Annotated in this window: 21 protein-coding genes and 2 pseudogenes; 16 read left to right on the top strand and 7 right to left on the bottom strand. The window is 60.7% G+C overall.

Annotated elements, in window-relative coordinates; translation table 11 throughout:
* Position 1: 1 nt before the first annotated feature.
* From K1W69_RS26245 to modA, 4 genes are read right to left on the bottom strand one after another with little or no spacing between them, the layout of a single operon-like run.
* The gene (locus K1W69_RS26245) at positions 2–352 is read right to left on the bottom strand and encodes a winged helix-turn-helix domain-containing protein (protein WP_220231457.1); all 351 of its coding nucleotides are present in this window, start codon (positions 350–352) and stop codon (positions 2–4) included.
* Positions 353–394: 42 nt separating this feature from the next.
* Positions 395–1,507, bottom strand: a complete 1,113-nt coding sequence (gene modC, locus K1W69_RS26240; protein WP_220231456.1) for a molybdenum ABC transporter ATP-binding protein — start codon at positions 1,505–1,507, stop codon at positions 395–397.
* Positions 1,504–2,190 carry a molybdate ABC transporter permease subunit gene (gene modB, locus K1W69_RS26235; protein WP_220231455.1) on the bottom strand — a complete coding sequence of 229 codons (687 nt, stop codon included), beginning with the start codon at positions 2,188–2,190 and terminating at the stop codon, positions 1,504–1,506. The genes modC and modB overlap by 4 nt, the downstream gene beginning before the upstream one ends.
* On the bottom strand, positions 2,191–2,958 hold the full coding sequence (gene modA / locus K1W69_RS26230) for a molybdate ABC transporter substrate-binding protein (protein WP_220231454.1): 768 nt from the start codon (positions 2,956–2,958) through the stop codon (positions 2,191–2,193).
* 259 nt (positions 2,959–3,217) lie between these two features.
* On the opposite strand from modA, the gene K1W69_RS26225 reads away from it, so the two are divergent.
* The 4 genes from K1W69_RS26225 (at position 3,218) to K1W69_RS26210 (ending at position 7,067) form a co-directional block, all read left to right on the top strand.
* The gene (locus K1W69_RS26225; protein ID WP_220231453.1) at positions 3,218–3,406 is read left to right on the top strand and encodes a hypothetical protein; all 189 of its coding nucleotides are present in this window, start codon (positions 3,218–3,220) and stop codon (positions 3,404–3,406) included.
* 221 nt (positions 3,407–3,627) lie between these two features.
* A complete protein-coding gene (locus tag K1W69_RS26220) occupies positions 3,628–4,812 on the top strand; it encodes an acetyl-CoA C-acyltransferase (protein ID WP_220231452.1) in 1,185 nt (394 codons plus the stop codon).
* 16 nt (positions 4,813–4,828) lie between these two features.
* Complete coding sequence (locus K1W69_RS26215) at positions 4,829–5,692, top strand: SDR family NAD(P)-dependent oxidoreductase (protein WP_220231451.1); 864 nt, start codon at positions 4,829–4,831, stop codon at positions 5,690–5,692.
* A 154-nt stretch (positions 5,693–5,846) separates the two neighbouring features.
* On the top strand, positions 5,847–7,067 hold the full coding sequence (locus K1W69_RS26210; protein WP_220231450.1) for an NAD(P)/FAD-dependent oxidoreductase: 1,221 nt from the start codon (positions 5,847–5,849) through the stop codon (positions 7,065–7,067).
* Between the two features lie 11 nt (positions 7,068–7,078).
* On the opposite strand, the gene K1W69_RS26205 is transcribed toward K1W69_RS26210, so the two are convergent.
* Positions 7,079–8,092, bottom strand: coding sequence for a LacI family DNA-binding transcriptional regulator (locus K1W69_RS26205; protein WP_220231449.1), 1,014 nt, complete (start codon positions 8,090–8,092; stop codon positions 7,079–7,081).
* A 114-nt stretch (positions 8,093–8,206) separates the two neighbouring features.
* Here K1W69_RS26205 and K1W69_RS26200 point away from each other — a divergent pair, with 114 nt between their 5' ends.
* The 8 genes from K1W69_RS26200 (at position 8,207) to K1W69_RS26165 (ending at position 14,768) form a co-directional block, all read left to right on the top strand.
* Entirely contained in the window at positions 8,207–9,232 is a 1,026-nt protein-coding gene (locus K1W69_RS26200; RefSeq protein WP_220231448.1) for an extracellular solute-binding protein, read from the top strand.
* Complete coding sequence (locus tag K1W69_RS26195; protein WP_220231447.1) at positions 9,229–10,086, top strand: ABC transporter permease; 858 nt, start codon at positions 9,229–9,231, stop codon at positions 10,084–10,086. The genes K1W69_RS26200 and K1W69_RS26195 overlap by 4 nt, the downstream gene beginning before the upstream one ends.
* Complete coding sequence (locus K1W69_RS26190; RefSeq protein WP_220231446.1) at positions 10,086–10,895, top strand: ABC transporter permease; 810 nt, start codon at positions 10,086–10,088, stop codon at positions 10,893–10,895. The genes K1W69_RS26195 and K1W69_RS26190 overlap by 1 nt, the downstream gene beginning before the upstream one ends.
* Positions 10,892–11,974: an ABC transporter ATP-binding protein gene (locus tag K1W69_RS26185; protein WP_220231445.1), complete on the top strand. Its 1,083-nt coding sequence runs from the start codon at positions 10,892–10,894 to the stop codon at positions 11,972–11,974. The genes K1W69_RS26190 and K1W69_RS26185 overlap by 4 nt, the downstream gene beginning before the upstream one ends.
* Before the next feature lie 13 nt (positions 11,975–11,987).
* Positions 11,988–12,419 (top strand): cytidine deaminase, encoded by a 432-nt coding sequence (locus K1W69_RS26180; protein ID WP_220231444.1) that lies wholly within the window; start codon positions 11,988–11,990, stop codon positions 12,417–12,419.
* A gap of 31 nt (positions 12,420–12,450) precedes the next feature.
* On the top strand, positions 12,451–13,608 hold the full coding sequence (locus tag K1W69_RS26175; protein WP_220231443.1) for an adenosylhomocysteinase: 1,158 nt from the start codon (positions 12,451–12,453) through the stop codon (positions 13,606–13,608).
* A 50-nt stretch (positions 13,609–13,658) separates the two neighbouring features.
* Positions 13,659–14,015 carry a hypothetical protein gene (locus tag K1W69_RS26170; protein WP_220231442.1) on the top strand — a complete coding sequence of 119 codons (357 nt, stop codon included), beginning with the start codon at positions 13,659–13,661 and terminating at the stop codon, positions 14,013–14,015.
* A 63-nt stretch (positions 14,016–14,078) separates the two neighbouring features.
* Complete coding sequence (locus tag K1W69_RS26165; protein ID WP_220231441.1) at positions 14,079–14,768, top strand: L,D-transpeptidase; 690 nt, start codon at positions 14,079–14,081, stop codon at positions 14,766–14,768.
* A 95-nt stretch (positions 14,769–14,863) separates the two neighbouring features.
* On the opposite strand, the gene K1W69_RS26160 is transcribed toward K1W69_RS26165, so the two are convergent.
* Positions 14,864–16,294 carry an aldehyde dehydrogenase family protein gene (locus K1W69_RS26160; protein ID WP_220231440.1) on the bottom strand — a complete coding sequence of 477 codons (1,431 nt, stop codon included), beginning with the start codon at positions 16,292–16,294 and terminating at the stop codon, positions 14,864–14,866.
* 299 nt (positions 16,295–16,593) lie between these two features.
* On the opposite strand from K1W69_RS26160, the gene K1W69_RS26155 reads away from it, so the two are divergent.
* From K1W69_RS26155 to tnpA, 4 genes and pseudogenes are all read left to right on the top strand, one after another.
* On the top strand, positions 16,594–17,769 hold the full coding sequence (locus K1W69_RS26155; protein WP_220231439.1) for a hypothetical protein: 1,176 nt from the start codon (positions 16,594–16,596) through the stop codon (positions 17,767–17,769).
* A gap of 159 nt (positions 17,770–17,928) precedes the next feature.
* A complete protein-coding gene (locus tag K1W69_RS26150; protein ID WP_220231438.1) occupies positions 17,929–19,884 on the top strand; it encodes a TRAP transporter permease in 1,956 nt (651 codons plus the stop codon).
* Positions 19,881–20,858, top strand: coding sequence for a TAXI family TRAP transporter solute-binding subunit (locus K1W69_RS26145; protein WP_220231437.1), 978 nt, complete (start codon positions 19,881–19,883; stop codon positions 20,856–20,858). The genes K1W69_RS26150 and K1W69_RS26145 overlap by 4 nt, the downstream gene beginning before the upstream one ends.
* Before the next feature lie 200 nt (positions 20,859–21,058).
* Positions 21,059–21,301, top strand: a pseudogene (gene tnpA / locus K1W69_RS27525) (IS66 family insertion sequence element accessory protein TnpA); the annotation flags it as partial.
* Between the two features lie 234 nt (positions 21,302–21,535).
* On the opposite strand, the pseudogene K1W69_RS26140 reads toward tnpA, so the two are convergent.
* A pseudogene (locus tag K1W69_RS26140) lies at positions 21,536–21,782 on the bottom strand (integrase catalytic domain-containing protein); the annotation flags it as partial.
* Positions 21,783–21,831: the final 49 nt, after the last annotated feature.

Genomic DNA, 21,831 nt, shown 5'->3' with positions numbered 1-21,831 from the left:
ATCATCCCTTGGTCTGGTCTACCCGTTCCGCCTGAAGGGAGGCGAGGTGCTGTTCCGCAGCCGCGGTCGCCGCGCGTTCGATCGCCCTGAAACGACTGACAACGGAAAGACCGAGCGCGGTCAATTCCGCTCCGCCCCCGCGTTTGCCGCCTGTTCGGGCGGATACCACCGGTTTGCCGAGGATGCGGTTCAACTCCTCGACCAGGTCCCAGGCGCGTTTGTAGGACATGTTCATGGCCCGCGCGCCGGCCGAGATCGAGCCGTAGGCCGCGATGTTTTCGAGGAGTTGGATTTTTCCCGGGCCGATACGTCCGCCTTCTCCGAAATCGATGCGAACGCTTAGCGTCGGCATGTGAGACGCTCCCTCGTTATTTTTCATTGGTTATAACGCTTCTCATTGGGGCAGTCGCCGCGGCGCCAGCGCGGCGCTTTTGATCTGGGCGAAGACCGGACGTCCGTCTTGGAGTTCCAGGAGATCCCAGGAGCGCCGCGTGATGCGCGCGAGCAGCTGCTCGCCGTTGCTGTCATGTCCGAGCGTCAGAACCATCACTATCTCCCGGTCGTCGAGTGCGCGCGAACTGCTGATTGTCGCCGGCAGGACGTTGAGTATGGACGTGGAGGCGGGTTTTTCCAGAGCAAGGCTGACGTCGCTGGCTCCGATGCGCAGGCGCTGCCTGGAGCCGGTCGGCATGTCGGCGGAACCCGGAATGAGGAAACTTCCGCCGCGAACGTCGAACCGCGTGAGGCCATAGGCGGCGTCGTAGTCCGAGACGACGGCGTCGAGCGTGACGGCCGCGCCGCGCTGCAGCGCCAGCGGCAGGGTCGTGTCGCTCTGCAAGACGCCAAGCGGCCCGCTGGCGACAACCCGGCCTGCGTCCAGCAGGATGAGGTGATCGGCGAGCCTCTCGACTTCCGACATGTCGTGCGTGACGTAGAACACAGGGATCGCCAGCGACCGGTGCAGACGCTCCAGAAAAGGCAGGATTTCGTCGCGCGACTGCCGGTCGAGAGCGGACAGCGGCTCATCCATCAGCAATATGCGCGGTTGGGACAGAAGCGCGCGGCCGACGGCGACGCGCTGCCGTTCCCCGCCCGACAGGCGCTGTGGACCACGCTGCATCAGGCGGTCGAGGTCGAGAAGGTCCACCACTTCCTCAAAGCCGACGCCGTTGCTTGCGGCCGGCTTGACCCTGCCTCCGGAGGAATAAAGCAGATTGTCGCGCACCGACAGATGCGGAAACAGGCTCGCCTCCTGGAAGACGTAACCGACGGCGCGTTTGTGCGTTGGCGTAAAGCGCGTCTCGTCCTGCCAGATATCCTCTTCGATCCGGCACGCGCCGGCCAGCCGGTTCAGCCCGGCGATGCAGCGCAGGATAGTGGTCTTGCCGCAGCCCGACGGTCCGAACAGGGCGGTCAGGCCGTGTCCCGGCGCATCGAAGGCCACATCCAGATCGAAATCGTCCAGACTGCCCGACAGGGCGACATGGATCGTGTCTGTCCCGTTCACGAACCAGCCCGCCGCATGCGTTTCTCGATCAGTGTCATCGCCAGAATGACAGCGAATGCGAAGACCACCATGCCCGCTGCAAGAATGTCGGCCTCGCGCCACTGCAGGGTTTCGACGAAGTCGTAAATGGCGACGGACAGCACCTTGGTTTCACCGGGTATGTTTCCGCCGATCATCAGGACAACGCCGAATTCGCCGACCGTATGTGCGAAGCCAAGCACGGCGCCTGTAAGAAAGCCCGGCCGGGCGAGCGGCATGGCGACGGTCCAGAAGACACGGGCCGGAGAGGCGCGCAGGGTTGCGGCGACTTCGAGCGGCCGGTCGCCAATCGCCTCGAAAGCGTTTCGGATCGGCTGGACGACGAAGGGAAGGGAATAGACAACCGAGCCGATGACCAGACCTTCGAAGGTGAAGGCGAGCGTTCGCGCGCCCCACAGCCCGGCGATCGCGCCGCCGGGGCCATCCGGTCCAAGCGCCACGAGCAGATAGAAGCCGAGAACCGTTGGCGGCAGAACCAGGGGCAGGGCGACGACAGCGGCGACGGCCTCCTTCCATCTGGCGCGGGAACGGGCGAGCCACCAGGCGACAGGCGTTCCGACAATGAGCAGGATGACGGTCGTCGTCGCAGCCAGCGCGACCGTCAGCCGCACCGAGATCCAGATTTCGGAGGACAGGCCTTGCATCTATTCAGCTATGTCGACGCCGTAGCCGAATTTCTCGATCAGGGCGACGGCGGCTGCGCCTTTCAGGAAACTCAGAAAGGCCTCAGCCGCCGGATTTCCCTGCCCGGTTTTCAGAAGCACCGCATCCTGCCTGATCGGATCATAGAGATCATCGGAGACCACCCAGCGCGACCCGTCTGTATTGTCGGCGATCTGCGACAGCGCGACGAAGCCGAGTTCCGCATTGCCGGTTTTCACGAACTGGTAGGCCTGCGCGATATTGGCGCCCTGAACGATTTTCGGCTGAAGGCTGTCGTAGACATTGAGAGCGCTCATCGCCTCAATCGCGGCCGTTCCGTAGGGCGCCGTACCGGGATTGGCGATGGCGATCTTGTCGAAACGGCCGGCCTGCAAGGTTTGCGCGCCCGTTACCAGGTTAGGGTCGGTGCTCCACAGGACGATCTTGCCGATGGCATAGGTGAACGCGCTTCCCTGAACGCCGAAACCCTCCTCAACCGCCTTTTCGGGGCGCGCGGCGTCGGCGGCGAGAAACACCTCGAAAGGCGCGCCTTGAGTGATCTGGGCATAAAGCTGACCGGTCGAACCGAAACTCAGCGCCGCCTCGTGGCCGGTATCCGCCTTGAACGCGGCGGCGATCGCCTTCGCGGCTTCCGTGAAATTGGCGGCGACAGCCACCTTCACCTGATCGGCGAGGGCGGCGCTTGCCGACGGCACGACGATCGCCAGACTGGCGGCCAGCAATTTCAATCGGGATAAAAATGCCTGCATTGCAATCGCTCCGGTCATGTCGCTTTTCACTCATCGATATATATGAATGAATATAACACTGTGCGAAAGCTTATCGTCAAGGCCGGAAGGCTGGCAGGCTCATCTTGATTTTTCAAGTGATCGGAATAAGCCGACGGCGTTTCCCAGGATTTATCAGATCACGCCCGCCGTCTTCAGCCGTTCGAGATTCTGGGCGTCAACGCCCAGCTCGCCGAGCACGGCCGCCAACCTTTACTCCCTGATCAGCCTTGCCCGTCAGATGAATTTGTTGACGATCGTCGCCCGCGTCACCGTGGAAACGGATGGCTGGGCTGATGATTTGACAGTGCTCAAACTGCCGGAGCTCAGGCTGCCTCCTATCCAGATCAGTTTCGTGACACTGAAGGGACACGAAAGCATGACGGCCCTTCAACGGATGCGACAAGCTCTCAGGGACGCCTATGCCTGAGAGGACAAATGCAAACAGGAACGGTCGAATTGAAGGAAGACCATCCGGTGGACGCGTCGGCCGATACTGGCTCCGGCGGCCGCGGACCAGTTGACTTTACCCGGTGCTCCGGCATACCGGTGCACCGCACAGTTTTTTAGTTGCAATGCGAGACGGCGACAATCGCCCCGGATGCAAGGGCGGAGGTAATCGATGAAAAACAATCCCTGGAGGAGAAAAATATGAGAGAAGCAGTTATCGTCAGCACGGCCAGAACCGGTATCGGCAAAGCCTTTCGCGGCAGCCTCAATGCGACGAAATCGCCAACGCTGACTGGCCACGTGCTCAACAAGGCCGTCGAACGCGCCGGCGTCGAGCGGGACGAGATCGAGGATTTTGTCCTCGGATCGGTCCTGTGCGCCGGAACAGCGGGCAACAATCTTGCGCGCACTTCGGTCTTCGCCGCCAATCTGTCGAGCAGCGTTGCCGGCCAGACGATGGACCGGCAATGCGCATCCGGACTGATGGCGATCTCGACGGCGGCCAAACAGGTCATGGTCGATGGCATGGACGTTGTTGCAGCCGGCGGGCAGGAAAATATCTCGGCCGTCCAGGAAAAATTCTTTACCTGGGTGCAGGAGACGAAGGATCCGAATGTGACGGCGCATGCGCAGCACGCCTATATGCCGATGCTGCAAACCGCCGAATTCGTGGCGAAGAAATACAATGTCAGCCGCGACGCGCAGGACGAATACGCGCTTTCGTCGCAGCAGCGCACCGCCGCCGCCCAGGAAAAGGGTCTGTTCAAGGACGAGATCGTTCCCTTTGCAACCACGATGCTGGTCAAAGACAGGGAGACAGGCGAGATTTCAGAACGGGACGTCACGATCGAAGGCGACGAGGGCAACCGGCCGCAGACAACGCTCGCTGATCTCCAGAAGCTCAATCCTGTGATCGAAGGCGGCGTGATCACCGCGGGCAACGCAAGCCAGCTCTCGGACGGCGCGTCCGCCTGCGTCATCATGGAATCGAAACTGGCTGAAAAGCGCGGCCTCGAACCGTTGGGCGTCTATCGCGGCATGATGGTCGCCGGATGTCCTCCGGAGGAAATGGGCATTGGTCCAATCTATGCGGTTCCGAAACTGCTCAAGCAGCATGGATTGACCGTGGACGATATCGGCCTGTGGGAGCTGAACGAAGCGTTCGCCGTACAGGCGCTCTACTGCCGTGATCATCTGGGCATCGATCCGGAGATCTACAACGTCAATGGCGGTGGCATTTCCATCGGTCATCCCTATGGAATGACGGGCGCGCGACTGGTGGGCCACGCTCTCCTCGAAGGCAAGCGGCGCGGCGTCAAATATGTCGTGGTGACCATGTGCGTCGGCGGCGGCATGGGCGCGGCCGGGCTGTTCGAAGTCAACTGATCTACAGGAGAATAAAATGAATCTCAGCGACCGTGTCGCCATTATCACCGGCGCCGGGGGCGGTCTCGGTCGCTGCCACGCTCTGCTGGCGGCCCGCCTGGGCGCCAAGGTACTCGTCAACGACATGAACGGAGAGAACGCCGAGCGCGTCGCAGAGGAAATCAGGGAGGCGGGCGGCGTGGCGACCGGTTTCGCCGCTTCCGTGACGGACGAGGCGGCGGTCGCAGAGATGGCCGAGCGCGCACTGTCCGACTGGGGCCGCATCGACATCCTCGTGAACAATGCCGGCATCCTCAGGGACAAGAGCTTCGCGAAGATGGATAGCGCGGATTTCCGCCTGGTGATGGACGTCCATCTCATGGGCGCCGTCATCTGTACGAAGGCGGTGTGGGAGACGATGCGCCAGCAGAACTACGGCCGTGTCGTCTTCACGACGTCATCCAGCGGGCTCTTCGGCAATTTCGGCCAATCCAACTACGGCGCGGCCAAGATGGCGCTGGTCGGCTTGATGCAGACCCTGGCGCTGGAAGGGGCGAACTACGGAATCCGGGTCAATTGCCTGGCGCCGACGGCGGCGACGCCGATGACGGAAAACCTGCTTCCGCCGGATGTGATTGAAAAGATCGCCCCGGAACTGGTGAGCCCGGGCCTGATGGCGCTTGTCGGAGAGGATGCGCCCAACAAGTCGATCCTCAGCACCGGCGCCGGCCACTATGCCCGCACCAATGTGAGCCTGACAAAGGGTGTTTACATCGGTGGCGGCGACGACGCCGCCGACGCTGTGATTGCCCGCTGGGACGAGATTAGCGACCGGTCGGGCGATATCGTTCCGGGTCGCGGCTACGACCAGGTGGAACGGGAACTCAAAAGCGAGAAGTAAGAGCCGCGATATCAGTTTTCAAAAGATTGCACGCCCTGAACAATGCGGCAGGAGCTGGCCGCATAGCCATATCGCGCGGACCATGCAACCAATTGACTGTCTGGAGCATTATCGCCCCGCAAATTCGCCGTGATACAGGGTGGAGAAAAGGGACGTGCGGGAAACCACTGAAAAGCAGGACTTGCGCAGCGGTGAGCCCTTATGGCTCTCGACGCCGCGCATCTCCGTGCGCGCGCGCGCACGGCCGGAGCGCGACCACTATGACGTGGTCATCGTCGGCAGCGGCGTTAGTGGCGCCTTAATGGCGCATGCCCTGGCGGATGGCCAGAAACGCATCCTCATGCTCGATCGCCGGAAGCCCGTTCGGGGCAGTACGATCGCAAGCACCGCGATGATCCAGCACGAGATTGACGCGCCGTTGCACCAGCTTGCGCGCCGGATCGGCAAGGACAGGGCGAAGCGGGCCTGGCTGCGCTCTGCTCGAGCGGTCGAAGACCTGATCGAGCTCTGCCGCGAGACGAATATTGCATGCCAAATGCAGCCGAAGAAGGCGCTTTATCTTTCCGGAGACGAATTCGGATCCCGGGCGCTCAGGACGGAGGCCCGCATGCGCAGGCGCATCGGGCTCGACGCCGAGTTCATCGGAGCCGAAACGCTGCGGGATCAATTCGGAATCGACCGCACGGGCGCCATCGTCAGCACGGCCTCTGCTTCCGCCAATCCCGGGCAACTGACCGCCGGCCTCATCCGTATTGCGCAGAAGAAGGGACTTGTCGTAGCGAGCCCTGTTGAAATCACCGATGTCCTGCCTGTCGGCGACCGTGTCGCCATGGCGAGCGCGGACGGGAACGCAATCAGCGCCTCGCATGTCGTTTTCTGCACCGGATACGAGTTTCTGGACAGGCTGAGGAACTGCAATCATTCCGTGATCTCGACATGGGCCCTGGCGGCTCGGCCGGCAACGGAGATTCCGCCCTGGTTGCAAGACTATCTCGTCTGGGAAGCGTCCGATCCCTATCTCTATCTTCGCATGTCCGATCAAGGCTTTCTCATTGCCGGCGGAGAAGACGAAGCCGATCCGGAAGCGCACCGCGATCCCGTCAAACACAAGCGCAAGACTGCGACAATACTGAAAAAGGCTGAACGTCTGCTGGGGGTGAAAATCGCCGCCCCGGACTATGCCTGGTCGGCCCTCTTCGGGACAACCACAACGGGTTTGCCGATGATCGGGCAGGCGCCTGGAATGCCGAATGTCCACGCCGTCATGGGGTTCGGCGGAAACGGTATCACGTTTTCAATGATCGCCTCGCAAATCGTCGCAGCTGACATCCTGGGCAAAGCCGACGCTGACAGGGACCTGTTCGGGTTCGTTTGATAAAACCCGGATCAGCCTTTTGCAGGTCGCGCCGTCGAAAACCGGATCTTCAGGGTGAGCTCCGCCTCGTAGGAGGATGACGCCCTGGCCGGATCTTCAAGCTTTTCCAGAAGCTTGTGAACCGCTTCCTGCGCAATCCGCTCCGTCGGAATGGCGAGCGTCGTAAGCTCCGGGCTGAGCACACGCGCCAACTCGATGTCGTTGAACCCGACGACCGATAGATTGTCCGGTATCGCGCGGCCTGCCTTGCGCGCGGCGCGGTAGACACCGGCGGCCAGCAGGTCGTCGTCACAGACGATCGCGGTGATTTCCCGTTGGCGCGCCAGTTTCTCCGCGCCCGGCGTCGAAGCCTCGATTTCGAAGGTCGCGCCGGAATGCCACGCGTTCCTGAATTCCAAACCAAGGTCCCGGAGCTTTTTCCGAAAATAGTCGAAGCGACGCTGGAACGTCACCTTCGGGTAATCGGCGCTCAGGTAGCCGATGCCTGTATGTCCGAGGCCCGCCAGGTGCTCGACAACGGCGTCGACGCCGCTTTCAACGTTGATATCGACCAGCGAGCCCGAATTTTGCCCCTCGATGACCAGCACCTGGTCGGCGATCTCCGCCAGTCTCGGTTCGTCATCGCTGTCGCTGGCGTAGACGATGGATCCGGCGATCATCCGGCCGCGGACCATGTCGATGATCCTCTCGACCCATTTCGGATCGTTTTGCGTGTCGATCAGAACCACTGCGTGGTCCGCCTGCCGGGCGGCCTTTTCGGCCGCGACGAAGATCTCCCCGAAAAAGGGCTGCTTAACATTGGGCACTGCGAGCGCAAGGATGTTGAGAACGCCCGTGCGCAGCATGCGGGCCGTGGCGTTGGGCCGGTATCCCAGTTTGTCCGCGACAGCCATGACATGGTCCCTGGTGTTGTCGGAAACGCGCCCCGCCGATTTTCCGGACATGACAAGGGAAACCGTCGACTGGGAAACGCCCGCGGCTTTAGCGACCGAATTGCTCGTAATTGGCGATGGACCCGTTTTCACAACACACCTCTCTATGAAATCGTCATACGTAGTATTGACAGGGATTTCAACATGAGAGATGGTTAGTCATACGATTGACTTGATCAATCCAACACAGCAATGGGGAACCCGCAAATGCCTCTTTCATCTAGCATCCGCATACTCGCCACCGTGCTCGCCGTCGGATCTGCGGCGGCGCCTGCAATCGCCGAGGACGCGACCTTGGTCTGGGTCGACGGCGGCGGCGCATACCACGACACCGTACAAACACGGGTGCTTGACCCCTGGCAGGAAGAGACCGGAAACAAGGTTGTTTCCGTGGCCGGCACCGACAACGCCAAGCTCCGCGCCATGGTGGAAGCGGGAAGGGTCGTCTGGGACGTCTACAATGGCGACAATTCGTGGGGCACGGACGCCGATGGCGAATGGCTGGTTCCGATCGACTACTCGGTCGTGCCGAAGGACGAGATCATCCCGGGCTTTGCCTCCGCATATCGTGTCGCGAACATGATCTATTCGATCCAGCTTGCCTACAACACGGATCAGGTGACGACGAAGCCGGAAGGCTGGGCCGATTTCTTCGATCTTGAGAAATTTCCGGGCAAGCGGGCGGTGATGGATTATTCGGTCGGCGGCATTTTCGAGATCGCGTTGCTCGCCGATGGCGTGAAGCCCGACGCGCTTTACCCTATGGACATTGATCGCGCGATCGCCAAGCTGGACACCATCAAGCCATCGCTCGTCTTCTGGCAGAGCGGCGCCCAGTCCGAGGAACTGGTCGGATCCGGTGAAGTTGCGATGGTGATGACCTATAATGCGCGCGCCTATGACGCCAAGGTGGCGCTGGAAATGCCGGTGGATTACATTTTCGAGGAGCAGATCCTCGCCGCCGCCTATCTGACCGTGCCCAAGGGCTCGAAGAACGTCGACGAGGCCATGAACCTTATCGCCTTTGCCGTGAGCAAGCCCATCAACGAGACCATGAGCGCGGATCTGCCGCTCGGTCCTTCGAACGTCAACGCATCGCCCAATCCCGAGATGGCGCCGGATCTTCCCTCCAGCCACCTCGACAAACCCTATGCGGTTTTCGATGATCAGTGGATCGCCGAGAATTCGAAGATGATCGAATCCCGCTATCAGGCCTGGAAAAGCGCCCAGTGACGACTGTCGTTCGCCCCGAAGCAAGAAGCTGGCCCGTGTCGTTACCCGACAGCCTCGGCATCTGGCCGCTTCTTGCAGCGCTCCTTGTTCTCTTCATGCTTCCTGCCGCCACGATCATTTCGAACAGTGTGACGGAGCCTGAAAACGCCGGTCTGTCGAACTTCCGGTCCGTTCTGACCGACCCGACCTTCGCGATCTTTGCGATCAATACGGTCCGCACCGCCGTCCTCGTCTCGATCGTTTGCGCGGTGCTCGGATATGTCTACGCCTACGTCATGTACAGGAGCAGCCCGGGGTTGCGCGCCATCCTGATCTTCTGCGCGCTTCTGCCGCTCTGCACCAGCCTGCTGGTGCGCAGCTTCGCCTGGACGGTCATTTTGAGGGATACGGGAATCGTAAACTGGATCCTGATCAACACGGGCGTCATTGCGCAGCCGGTGGGTATGCTGAGAACGTCCTTCGCCGTCACGGTGGGCATGGCCCAGATCCTGCTGCCTTTCAGCATCTTTCCGGCCTATGTGAGCATGGCGCGGTTCGACGGCACACTGTTGCGCGCTTCGCGCAGTCTCGGCGCAGGCCCGGTCCGTTCATTCCTCGAAGTCTTCTTTCCCGCGACGCGGGTCGGCATGATCGCCGGCACCGTCCTCGTTTTCGTGCTTAGCCTCGGATACTTCATCACGCCGGTTCTGCTCGGAGGACCCGGAGACCAGCCGATCGCCGTATTGATCGACGCGCAGGTCACCAGTCTGCTCGATTGGGGAGCAGCAGGAGCAATGTCGGCGATCGTAACCTTCTTCGTGCTTCTGTTTCTTGCTATCGGATGGCGAGCCGTCAGCAGGATATTCTTCGCCTGATGCAGACTTCATCCACATCGCAAATCCGTAAGGCGTCAGGGTATCGCGGTCTTGTGACATCGCTTCTGATGACGCCGATCCTGATCATTCTGCTTGCGCCGTCGTTGATCATCATTCCGATGAGCTTTACGGAAGTGCCGTTCCTGTCCTGGCCGCCGAAAGGCTTCAGCGCCAAGTGGTATGCGCGCCTGTTCGACAGCCCGGAATGGCTGGCGAGCCTGTGGCACAGTCTCGAGGTGGCGCTTTTGTCCACGATCATCGCCGTGCTGCTCGGCGTTCCGGCCGGCGTCAGCCTGGCGCTGAAACAATGGCCTGGAAAGCAGTTCGTGCTCGCTTTCATCATTACGCCGCTCGTGGTGCCGACGATCGTGGTCGGGATCGGCATGTACAAAATCTACGCATGGCTCGGGCTTTTCGACCGGTCTGGACTGGTGGCCGCCCATGTCATGATCGGAGTTCCGCTTGTCGTGGTTACGACCATGTCGGCGGCGCGTCAGGTCAATCCGGTTCTGCTGCGCGCGGCGCGAAGCCTGGGGGCCGGACCGGTGTCCACGTTCTTCCGGGTCACGCTGCCGATCATTTCGTCCGGCGTCCTGTCGGGAGCAGTGTTCGCCTTCGTCAGTTCGTGGGACGAGGTGGTGATCGCGAAGTTCCTGTCGAGCCCGACCTACGAGACGGCGCCGGTGCGCATGTGGGCGCAGATTACCGAGCGGGTCGACCCCACCGTGGCGGCTGTCTCCAGCATTCTCTTCACCGCAGCGCTTCTGCTGATGATCAGTTTGATGCTTTTCGAAAGGGTCAGACGATGAAAGCCGGCCACTTCGCCAAGAGCATCAGGCTCGAAAACGTTCGCAAGAGTTACGGTTCGCAGATTGTACTCGACGACCTCAATCTGCATGTCGAACCGGGCGAATTCGTTTCCATGCTCGGTCCGTCCGGATCGGGCAAGACGACGGTGCTGAACCTCGTTGCGGGTTTCGACGACCCCGATGCAGGCAGCGTTCTTCTGGACGGAGGAAACATGACCGGCATTGCGCCCGAACACCGAAATATCGGCGTGGTTTTCCAGAATTATTCCCTGTTTCCGCACATGAGCGTCGCCGAGAACATCGAGTTTCCGCTCCGCATGCGCGGTGTTTCGAAGGCTGAGCGCAGGGAAGCGGTCGGAAAGGCCCTTTCTCTGGTCGCGCTCGATGGATTCGGAGACCGCAAACCGGAACAGCTTTCCGGCGGCCAGCAACAGCGGGTCGCTATTGCAAGGGCGGTGGTCTTCAATCCGGATGTGCTTCTCATGGACGAACCGCTCGGCGCGCTTGACCGCAGGCTGCGCGGCGACCTGCAGCTTGAAATCAAGACGCTCCACGAAGAACTGGGCGTGACCATCATCTACGTCACGCACGACCAGGAGGAAGCGCTTTCCATGAGCGACCGGGTCGTGGTGTTCAACAAGGGACGCGTCGAGCAGGAAGGCAAGCCGCGGGAAGTGTACCGGCGACCTGCGACTTTGTTTGTGGCCGATTTTCTCGGCGACTCTTTGTCGATCTCGGCGATGGCGTCCGGCGACAGTGTGACGCTGCGTGAGCTGAATACGGAGGTCGCGTCAAGCGGACACGGCCTGCAGGGGCCTGTCAGGCTGCTCTGGCGCTCCGATCAGGTTTCTCTTGCCGGCGCCAATGATCCGGGCGACCGGATTTTGACCATGCCCGCCACGGTCGAGACGGTGGCCTATGCCGGTACGATCACGCGGATGCGGGTGAAAACATCGACCGGAGATATCGGCGTCATAGAGGCTGCGGAAGACAGTGAATTCGCCGCAGGCGATGCGATCGTGCTTGCGCTCGATCTCGACAAGGCGTCCTTGCTTCCGGCCGATGAGGACAACAGGTGACGGGATGGGTGAGATGACCAGGATAAGCGATGAAGAGGTGAAGCGTCTGATCGCTGCGGCGACGGAATGCCGCGAACACGCCTATGCGCCCTATAGCAGGCATACGGTCGGCGCGGCGGTGCTCGACGGCGAAGGCGGGATACACGCCGGCTGCAACATCGAGTTCGTAACACTGCAGCAGACGGTTCACGCCGAGCGGACGGCGATCCTGAAAATGGTCGCCAGCGGCCAGCGGCAATTGCGCGCCGTCGCCGTCGTCGGACCCTATTCGGGGATTCCATGCGCCGAATGCCGTCAGGCAATCTGGGAGTTCGCCTGCGCGGACCCGACCGTGACGGTCGTCAGCGCGCCGACCGACAGCGAGATGGAACTGGTGGAACTCGGAGAAATCTATCCACGCCCATACGGTCCGGAGACCAAGAACATTGATCCGCGGGATTACTGACCCGGAAGTGCATTCAGAAAAGGAAACAATAATGAACAACCGCATAGACTGGGTGCGGCGAAACTGCCGCCTGCTCGCCTCGATTTCCGAGGAGTTCCGCGTCGAACAGCCCTTCGCCGGCATGACCATCGGCACTGGCATTCATCTGGAGCCGAAGACAGTTGCGCTTATTCTGACGTTGCAGGACGGCGGAGCGCGGTTGGTCTCGACCGGCAATCTCAACACCACGCAGCCGGCCGCCATGGATTATCTCGGCGCGCGCGGAGTGACCGTCATCGGACAGCCGACCCGCGACGCGGCCGAACACGGAACCTATCTGGAAAAGGTCATCGACGAAAAACCGGATATCATTCTCGACAATGGCGGCGATCTGTTCGACCGGTTTCTGAAAAAGCCCTACGGAAACCTGAAAGGAGGGACCGAGGAAACGACCTCCGGCCGGATGCGGTTAGAACCGCTGCGCGATGAGTTGGTCATGCCGATCCTTGTCATCAACGACAGTCCGATCAAGCAGTTCGCCGAAAACGAACACGCCGTTGGCCAGAGCGTTCTGGAATCCTATATGCGGATCACCAACCGCGTCACCAATGGTCAGCGGGTGACGGTTTTCGGCTATGGAGCTTGCGGCCGCGGCGTCGCCCGGAATTTCCGCGCGGCCAACGCCAAGGTCAGCGTCGTCGAGGCGGACCCGGTCAAGCGCCTGCAGGCGCATCTTGACGGTTACGATACGCCGTCGCGCGAGCGCGCAATTGCGAGCGCTGACCTGATCGTGACCGTGACCGGCAACGGCCGGGTCATTGGCGAGGCCGACTTGCCGCTTCTCAGGGATGGCGCGATTCTCGCCAACGCCGGGCACTTTCCAGTCGAAATAGACGCCGCGGCGATCGCAGGCAGCAACGCGGTGACGGAGCGCGTCGCCTACGAGGACGGCGTCGAAACCCTGCGTCTTGAAGATGGACGCGCGATCCACCTGATTTCCGAAGGGCACATGTTCAATCTGGCGGGGCCGCGGCCGCTGGGCAATTCGATCGAATCGATGGATCTCGGCTTCGCGCTTCAGGCGCGATGCCTTGAAGCCGTTGCGCGCGGCAAGGTCGGCGCGGAATCCTGCGTCGTGCCGGTTCCGCGCTTTATCGACGAGATGGTCGCGAGCTCCTATCTGGACCTGAATTATCGCGCGGCCGCATGAACAAGCCTTTGTGACTGGAAATCGCCGCATTTCGCTGTAGGTAAAGACTTATGGTGTTGCTTCGCGTTCTCATTGTCAGTCTGCTTGTCCTTGCTCCGGTCAGTCTCGGCATGGCGAAGTCCGCGCACGCAAGCGCGCAGGCGGACGTCTCCGCGGATCTGTCTGCTACACAGGCGAGCGCCTTTGCGGGTGGTTCCGATGGATCGACTTCTGCGCAGGCGCCGTCCAAGCGATGTCTGCAGGGCAGCGGCGGCAACAGTCTCTGCGCAGGAACCATTCTGACCCAGGATCGCCCGGTCGAACGCCTGATGTCGGGGGCCGCCAGACTTTGCGGCCCGCTTTCGGACGCATCGCTGGAGGGTCTGATGCTCGAAGGCATATTCCACCCGCCCCGTTTTCGGTCCTGATCGTCCGTCGCCCGGCCCGCTTGTCGCGGTCGGAATTTTCAGGTCTCAGGAAACGAAAACACAATGATGAAACGTCGCTCATTCCTGGGCGTGGCAGCCTTTGCCGCCCTCACCGGCTGTGCCAGCACAGGCAATCGGTCCAGCGGATCAGTAAACGCAATCGCTCGGCAACCCTCCGTGATGCCCTCATTCTACGCTGCTGTGCCGACCGAACCCTATCCGATACCGGCCGTGCCGCCTGACGTGGTTCCGCAGCGCTTTTGGCGTCAGCGGGTGGAAAATCCGTTTCCGGATGAACGGGTCGGAACTATCGTCGTCGATCCAAACGCCTTTTATCTGCATCTCGTGGAAGAGGGGGGCTCGGCCATGCGCTACGGCGTCGGCGTTGGACGCCAGGGATTTTCCTGGTCGGGGGACGCAGTCGTTCAGTACAAGCGCCAATGGCCGCGATGGAAGGCGCCGGACGACATGGTGGCGAGACAACCCGAACTGGAACCCTATTCGGTCGCCAATGGCGGCATGGATCCGGGTCTTGACAACCCGCTGGGCGCCAGAGCGCTGTACCTGTTCGAGAACGGGCAGGATACGCTCTACCGCATCCACGGAAACCCGGAGGCTCAGTCCATTGGTCAAGCCGTGTCGTCCGGCTGTATCAGGATGCTGAACCAGGACGTCATCGACCTCTACAACCGGGTGACCGATGGCGCGAGGGTCGTGGTGCGGCCGTCACAGATGCCCGACGCGCTTGCGTGACGCCGCCGACATTGCCCACCGCCTGGCCTGCCAGGCGGTATTACTCCTGTATTTTGATTTGCGCGCCTGCCACGAATCTATTGGGTTCGAACCGGTCAGGCGTCCGGGAAGCCGAGCAGAGCCTTTACCTCGAGATATTCCTCGAAGCCGAAACGGCCGAACTCCCGGCCGTTTCCCGACTGCTTGTAGCCGCCAAACGGCAACGCCCTGTCGAAGGGAGCGCCGTTGTAATACACGCGCCCGGCCTGCATCCGGTTTGCGATCTCCCGCGCCTTCTTCGGGTCCGTGGACTGCACGAAACCGGCAAGGCCGAAGGGGGTGGCGTTGGCGATCTCCACCGCTTCGTCTTCGGTCTCGTAGCTCATGATGGAGAGGACGGGTCCGAAGATTTCCTCTTCGGCGATGCGCATGCCCCGCACGACATCGGCAAAGACAGTCGGTTTGACGAAGTAGCCCCTGTTGACGCCGTCAGGTTTGCCTGTCCCGCCTGCGACCAGCGTTGCTCCCTCATCGATCCCTGACTGGATGAGCTCCTGAACCTTGTCGAACTGCTGGCGGCTGACCAGCGGCCCGAGCCCGGTTTCCGGATCGGCGGGATCGCCCACCCTGATGGTTTCGACAGCGCCGCGGGCAGCTTCGACAGCCTGGTCGCGGTGCGTATTGTGCACCAGCATGCGCGTCGGTGACTGGCAATTCTGCCCCCCGTTTGTGTAACACGCATGAACGCCCGCCACGACCGCGGACGCTATGTCGGCGTCGGGAAGGATTATGTTGGCGGATTTTCCGCCGAGTTCCTGAGCCACCCGTTTGACGGTCGGAGCTGCAAGCTGGGCCACGCGTATTCCGGCTGCGGTCGAGCCGGTAAACGAGACCATGTCGACTTCCGGGTGCGAAGCGATCGCTTCGCCAACTTCGGGGCCATCGCCGTTCACCAGATTGAACACTCCCGGCGGCAGACCGGACTCGTCTATGATTTCGGCGAGCAGCATGGCGCTAAGCGGCGCTATTTCGCTCGGCTTGAGCACAACCGTGCATCCGGTCGCAATTGCGGGAGCAAGCTTGGAGCCAACCTGATTGAGAGGCCAGTTCCAAGGCGTAATCAGACCGCAGACACCGATAGGTTCGCGCCGGATGCTGCCGACCCCTTCTTTCCATTCGAACTGGAAGTTCGCCAGCACACGCGCCGCCTCCTCGAAATGGAAAAGGGCGACCGTCGCCTGACGCTGGGTCGAGAAAGTGATCGGGGCGCCCATTTCCGCCGTCATCATTCCGGCGATTTCAGGCAGTCGTTTCCTGAATCCCGAGATGATGCGTTCGAGATATCCGAGACGCTCTTCTCTCGAGGTGAGTGAATAGGAAGCAAAGGCCCGGCGCGCAGCCATGACGGCGCGATCGACATCTGCGCGGGTTCCGAGACTGATCTCGCCGACGGATTCTTCCGTGGCCGGGTTTTCGATAGCCAGACGAACGGTTTCGACTGGTTCGACCCAGGCGCCGTCAATGTAGAATTTCGTGCTGTTGAGCATTGCCTCTTCCCGCCTCCTGCTGCCGTCCTGTCCTCGCGAACGCGATCTTTCCCACTGCACAAATGACTATAGTGAAGACCTCCGCGGTGCGTAACAGAGCGCATCGGAGCGTTCCGCTTGTTGAAACGCAGCCGCCAACCGGTTGACTCGCCTGGTAAAGCATCGATCCTGTCAGCTAACAGTTCACGGAATGTCGAAGTGGTGGAAAAGGCCCTGGGCCCTTAACCAAACCACCCGCTTCAGACGCCGTCGAAACTACGGTGATGCAAGAGGATGCGTCGCGAAGGGGGAGAGGACGCATGACAATCGCGCTCACAGAATCGATTCTGCAGTTCGGCGATCCGCTGGGCTTCAAGGTGCGCCACGGATCCGAACGCTCTCCCGCCATTATCGGAACGGGCTCGGACACCTTCAAGGTCGAGGCGCGCACGCTATCCGGCCATCAGAAGGAAGCCATCGTCACAGAGGGCGAGACGGGCAGTGTCTGGCGCCTGGCGTCAGACGAAGGCAAGGTCATGAAGGGGGACGACCTAGCTCCGTTTCCGCTCGGTTATTTCAACGCGGGCGTTATGGGCGACATCTCAAATCGGACGCGACGTATCGCCAACCAGCGTCAGCTGGGACTGGATCGGCTGCGCATCCGCATGTCTCATTTGTTCGGAACCGACGGATCATTTGTCCACTCCACGGCGAAGGCCTATTCGGAAACGGTCGAATTCCGGATCGAAATGGACGGCGCCCTTGGGCTCGAGGAGGCCGGTTCCCTTATTGAGGCGGCGATGGACGCCTCGCCGGCCATCGCCCTGTTGCGCCGTCCCATGCAGGAAAACACTTTCGCGCTCTACATAAACGGACGACGGCGGGAATTGGCAGATCATCCGAACTCCTCCGCGCAGGATGCGATGGACCCGTTCCTTGCGCACAAACGCCCCCCGCGACCGTCAAGCGGTGAACCAAGAAATGATCTCATCCGGAAGTGCGATGTCGTCGAAAGCGGCGAAAGTCCCGCCGTGCCGCTAACGTCCGCGCAAAAGAGGTGCTTCACGATCGAAGCCCAAGGAGAGTCGCGGGACCAGACCGGCGAATTTGAGACAGACACCTGGATCGGCCGTCCTGGCATGACCCATTTCCGCATGATCTCTGACGAGAGCGACACCGATGCCGCGCCTTCCGGTCTCGGGTTGATGTCGGCCGGTATCGGTCTCTGCTATCTGACCCAGTTGCAGAGATACATCGATGCACAGAAGCTGGATATTTCGGCGGCCCGGCTCGTGCAGTTTACGCCGTTCCTGACCGGTGCTGAGGGGCGATGCGACGCAATCGACACCCATCTGTTCCTCAACGGTCAGGCTCCCGACGAGATTCATCTCAACCTGCTGACCATCGCAGCGCGGACCTGTTTCATGCATGTGGCCGCGTCGACGGCCCTCGAACCCCAAGTCACTCTGGTCGTCAACGGACAGCAGGTCGGGTAAAGGCGGAATGGGAAGGGCTCTCATCATCCTCTGCGGTCGGGTGCTCGGACTCTCTTCTTCACCACGCGGCGTTTTCTCAGTATCCTCGCGAGGTTCCGGTCTGTCCTCCACAGGGAGGCGCGAGACTGACTGGGCGCAGTGGATGGGGAGGGGGGCTCGTTGACACAATCATCGACAAACAAGCCGCGTGACTGGCTGGTGGCGGGGCTTGCCGCTGTCATGTGCGTCGCCTGCATTCTGTGGAACATCTCTGCGCCGACCCGCCTGGGCTTCGCCATTCTCCTTCAGCAGTACATGGCCTTTCAACTCGGGTTGGCGCTGACCATCTGCTATCTCAGTTTCGATTGGCGCGGAGACGTCAAGGAGAGGCTCGGTCTCGTTGACGGCGCCGTTGCTGTCATCGCTTTCCTGACGCTCATGTATGCGGCATGGGATTATATCTGGCTGCTCAAGGAACAGCCTTACCGGCCCTGGCAGATCACCCTGGTCGGCGCTGTGGTCACGATCACTGTCATGGAGGGCGTCCGCCGGCGAACCGGCTGGCTGCTTTTCGCGCTGGTTGGGATTTTCCTGCTCTATGCCCTCGTCGCCGACAAGGTTCCGGGCCGGCTCATCGGCAAGGAGCTCAGCCCCGTTCGCCTTGTGCAATATGTCGGCTTCGATCCGTCTGCGGTGTTCTCGATACCGCTGGCGGTCGCGACCGTAATCGTCCTGCTCTTCGTTTTCTTCGGCAACCTGCTGTTTGCGGCGGGCGGCGGGACTTTCTTTACGGATCTCGCCATGGCTGCCACCGGCCGGTCTCGCGGGGGCAGCGCCAAGGTCTCGATTGTTGCTTCGGCGATGTTCGGTTCGATTTCGGGCAGCGCCGTTTCCAATGTCGTGACGACCGGCGTGATCACCATCCCGCTCATGCAGCGCGGCGGTTATACGAAGAGGGATGCAGGCGCGATCGAAGCCGTGGCGTCGACCGGAGGACAACTGACGCCGCCGATCATGGGGGCCGCCGCGTTCCTCATGGCAGAATTTCTAGAGATTTCCTATTACTCCGTCGTGTCTGCCGCGCTCATTCCGGCCATCCTCTACTATATCGCCGTCTTCATGCAGGTGGACCTGATAGCCGGACGCGACAATGTCAGCGCAAGCGTCGAAGAAAAGCAGACGGTGCGCCAGGTTCTGGCCGATGGGTGGCATTTTCTCCTGCCGTTCGCTGTTCTTCTCGCGGCCCTGTTCTGGTGGCGTGTGGATCCGGAGGACTCCGCGCTGCTTGCCTCGATCGTCATCGTGATCGTGGGGTTTGCGCGCGGATACCGGGGACAGCGGTTGAGCCTCGGCTCGCTCTGGCGTGTATTCGTCGAAACCGGCGTCGGCATGGTCAATCTCATTCTGATTGTTGCGGCGGCCGGTTTCGTGATCGGTATCCTGAACGTCACGGGACTGGGATTTGCGCTGACTCTGGTTCTGGTCGACGCCGTCGGTTCCAACGTGATCATGCTGCTTCTCATATCGGCCGTCATCTGCATCATTCTCGGAATGGGAATGCCCACGGGGGGCGTCTACGTTCTGTTGGCTGCGCTCGTCGCCCCGTCGATGGTTGAGGCGGGCCTTCTGCCAATCGCCGCGCATCTTTTCATTCTTTATTTCGGAATGATGTCCATGATCACGCCTCCGATCGCCCTGGCGGCGTTTGCGGCGGCGACAATAACCAAGGACGATCCGCTTTCAACCGGCTGGGCGTCAATGCGCATCGGATGGGCGGCATTTATTATTCCCTTCGTTTTCGTGGCGTCTCCCGGCATATTGCTGGAGGGAGACATGATCGGGATATTGGCCGCTTCGATCCTGTCGATCGTCGGGATCTGCGCGGTTACAGCCGCTATCGTTGGTTACTGGTCCCGACGACTTGGCTTCGCAATACGCCTGTGTGCAGGCGTGCTTGGCGTATTGGCAATGCCGTTGGGGTTTTTGCCATTCGCTGAATACGTGCATTGGCTTGCTGCCGTCCTGCTCATTGCAGTGGGGGGAGTTCTGATGCTTTTACGATCGCCCAATTCGACGGATGCAGAGGAGCATTCGATGAATGACGTCCAATCAAACCCAGGGAGGAATATCCAGTGAAGATTTTTGGAAAAACAGTCGCTTTGGCGGCGCTTGCCGTGGCGTTCGGCGCCGTGCAGGCGTCAGCCCAGGTGGTCACGATGGCGACGGGCGCGCAAGGTTCGCTCGCCTACAACTCGGGCCAGGCCGTCGCCAAACTGGCGAACGAGAATGGCATCACCGCGCGCACACAGCCGCTGGTCGGTTATCTGCCGCTGATCAACAACGGAGAAATCGATTTTGGTTTCACCAACGGCGTTGATGCGACTTTCGCTCTGAAGGGAACGGGGAACTACGACCGGGCGAATCCCAATCTGATGTATGTGGGCGTGATGTTCCCACTCACCACCGGAATCATGGCGCCATGCGATCTCGGCATCAAGACCGTAGATGATCTGAAGTCAAAGGCCGGCGAATTGCGGATTGCGGCGGAGTACACTTCCTCTTCGATCATCGCCTATTATATCAGGGGCGCGCTGGCGACTGCCGGGATGACCTACGATGATTTCGGGACACAAGTGCCCGTGGCCAGTTTCGTCGCCGGGATCAACGCCCTTGGCGATGATCTGGTCGATGTCGCGCTCGTCAGCCTGAATTCAGGCGCCGGCAAGCAGGCGGCCGTAAAGCTGCAGGGACGCGGCGGCCTTTGCTACATATCTTTGAATAACTCAGCCGAGGCCCTCGCTGCATTTCAGGAGATCATGCCCACGGCGGCGATCGTTGAAATGCCGCAGAACGAGAACAATCTCGGTCTCGAATCCAGCGGTGCGAACATTATCCGCATTCCCTGGATGATGCTGACCAACAAGGATGTGAGCGAGGAACTCGTCTACAACATCACCAAGGCGATTGCCGAAAACAAGGATACGCTCAAATCCTATTTCGGCCCGTTCGGTCTCGCCAATCCGGAAACAATGGCGCCGGCAAGCGATGTGCCCTATCACCCGGGCGCGGTCAAATACTACGAGGAAGCCGGCATAAAAGTCGGCGGGTAACAAAAATCCGGGAGCGCTCGTCATGGCGCTCCCGTCACGTCGGTCGCATACCCGTGAACCGGAGCACGCGCTTCTAGCTGCATGGATTGTGAAAGCATGAAATATTGGCTGTGCAGCCAGTATTGAGCGAACCAGTCTCTGCAGGAAATTTCCCTGCAACGCGGGAATTTCCATTTTTAGACAAGCAATTACAGTCTGCAATGGTAAGCGTCTGGGCGCTGCAAGATTGTTTTCGGCGCGGCGGCTTCGATCTTCTGTTTTACGGTGATGTCTGTGGAACAGGTGGGATGATCGTGCCGCGAATGAAGGATACGAAACGCGCTGAGCTCGAGGCTTTCTGGCGTTCGCACCTGGAAGGCTGGGCAGCAAGCGATTTGAACCAAAGAGAATATTGCGAGGCGCATGGTTTGCCTCTGAAGCGGCTTGGCAACTGGCGTGCGAAGTTCAGGTGCGAAGGCCCGGTACCGTCCCGCCGGCTGTTGTATTGGCGGGGCGGGAGCCCTGGCCATATGGTCAGCCATATGTCTGACAGGCAAATCGAGGATACTTCGACCGGCTATGTTCCCCCGGCGCTGGCCATGCCTGACGGACGGCGGAACTTCCGGATGTCAGACAAGAAGCGGATCGTGGCCGAAGCCATGACGGTAGGCGCGACCGTATCGGGTGCGGCCCGAAAATTCGCGGGAGATGAATTCGCTGCCCTTGTCGACCCGCATTGTCTTCGGATAGCCACCGCTTTTTGCAGATCCGCTCGAGAGTCTGAACGACATCCTCACCACGATAGGCAAAGCACGGTTTCGTTACCGGGCAATAGCATGAATGCGTGTCAACAATCGTCAAAATCCGCAGTTTCGCGCCTGTCGCCAACTGGTCGTGCATAAAATCCATCGCCCAGATATCGTTCGGCCCGATTGGAGAGTGACGCTAATGCAGCGACCACCCTACGCGGATATCCATCGCAGGGTGGTCTTGT

It is taken from the genome of Flavimaribacter sediminis (assembly GCF_019492055.1).
Lineage (GTDB): Bacteria > Pseudomonadota > Alphaproteobacteria > Rhizobiales > Rhizobiaceae > Flavimaribacter > Flavimaribacter sediminis.
Note: the sequence above shows the minus strand (reverse complement) of the source record. Positions and strands in the feature narration are given on the sequence as shown.

Bases quoted from the DNA above. Each gene is read 5' to 3' on its own strand.
- K1W69_RS26245 (WP_220231457.1), bottom strand. From the start codon at position 352: ATGCCGACGCTAAGCGTTCGCATCGATTTCGGAGAAGGCGGACGTATC.
- modB (WP_220231455.1), bottom strand. From the start codon at position 2,190: ATGCAAGGCCTGTCCTCCGAAATCTGGATCTCGGTGCGGCTGACGGTC.
- modA (WP_220231454.1), bottom strand. From the start codon at position 2,958: ATGCAGGCATTTTTATCCCGATTGAAATTGCTGGCCGCCAGTCTGGCG.
- K1W69_RS26225 (WP_220231453.1), top strand. From the start codon at position 3,218: ATGAATTTGTTGACGATCGTCGCCCGCGTCACCGTGGAAACGGATGGC.
- K1W69_RS26220 (WP_220231452.1), top strand. From the start codon at position 3,628: ATGAGAGAAGCAGTTATCGTCAGCACGGCCAGAACCGGTATCGGCAAA.
- K1W69_RS26215 (WP_220231451.1), top strand. From the start codon at position 4,829: ATGAATCTCAGCGACCGTGTCGCCATTATCACCGGCGCCGGGGGCGGT.
- K1W69_RS26200 (WP_220231448.1), top strand. From the start codon at position 8,207: ATGCCTCTTTCATCTAGCATCCGCATACTCGCCACCGTGCTCGCCGTC.
- K1W69_RS26190 (WP_220231446.1), top strand. From the start codon at position 10,086: ATGCAGACTTCATCCACATCGCAAATCCGTAAGGCGTCAGGGTATCGC.
- K1W69_RS26185 (WP_220231445.1), top strand. From the start codon at position 10,892: ATGAAAGCCGGCCACTTCGCCAAGAGCATCAGGCTCGAAAACGTTCGC.
- K1W69_RS26180 (WP_220231444.1), top strand. From the start codon at position 11,988: ATGACCAGGATAAGCGATGAAGAGGTGAAGCGTCTGATCGCTGCGGCG.
- K1W69_RS26175 (WP_220231443.1), top strand. From the start codon at position 12,451: ATGAACAACCGCATAGACTGGGTGCGGCGAAACTGCCGCCTGCTCGCC.
- K1W69_RS26170 (WP_220231442.1), top strand. From the start codon at position 13,659: ATGGTGTTGCTTCGCGTTCTCATTGTCAGTCTGCTTGTCCTTGCTCCG.
- K1W69_RS26165 (WP_220231441.1), top strand. From the start codon at position 14,079: ATGATGAAACGTCGCTCATTCCTGGGCGTGGCAGCCTTTGCCGCCCTC.
- K1W69_RS26160 (WP_220231440.1), bottom strand. From the start codon at position 16,294: ATGCTCAACAGCACGAAATTCTACATTGACGGCGCCTGGGTCGAACCA.
- K1W69_RS26155 (WP_220231439.1), top strand. From the start codon at position 16,594: ATGACAATCGCGCTCACAGAATCGATTCTGCAGTTCGGCGATCCGCTG.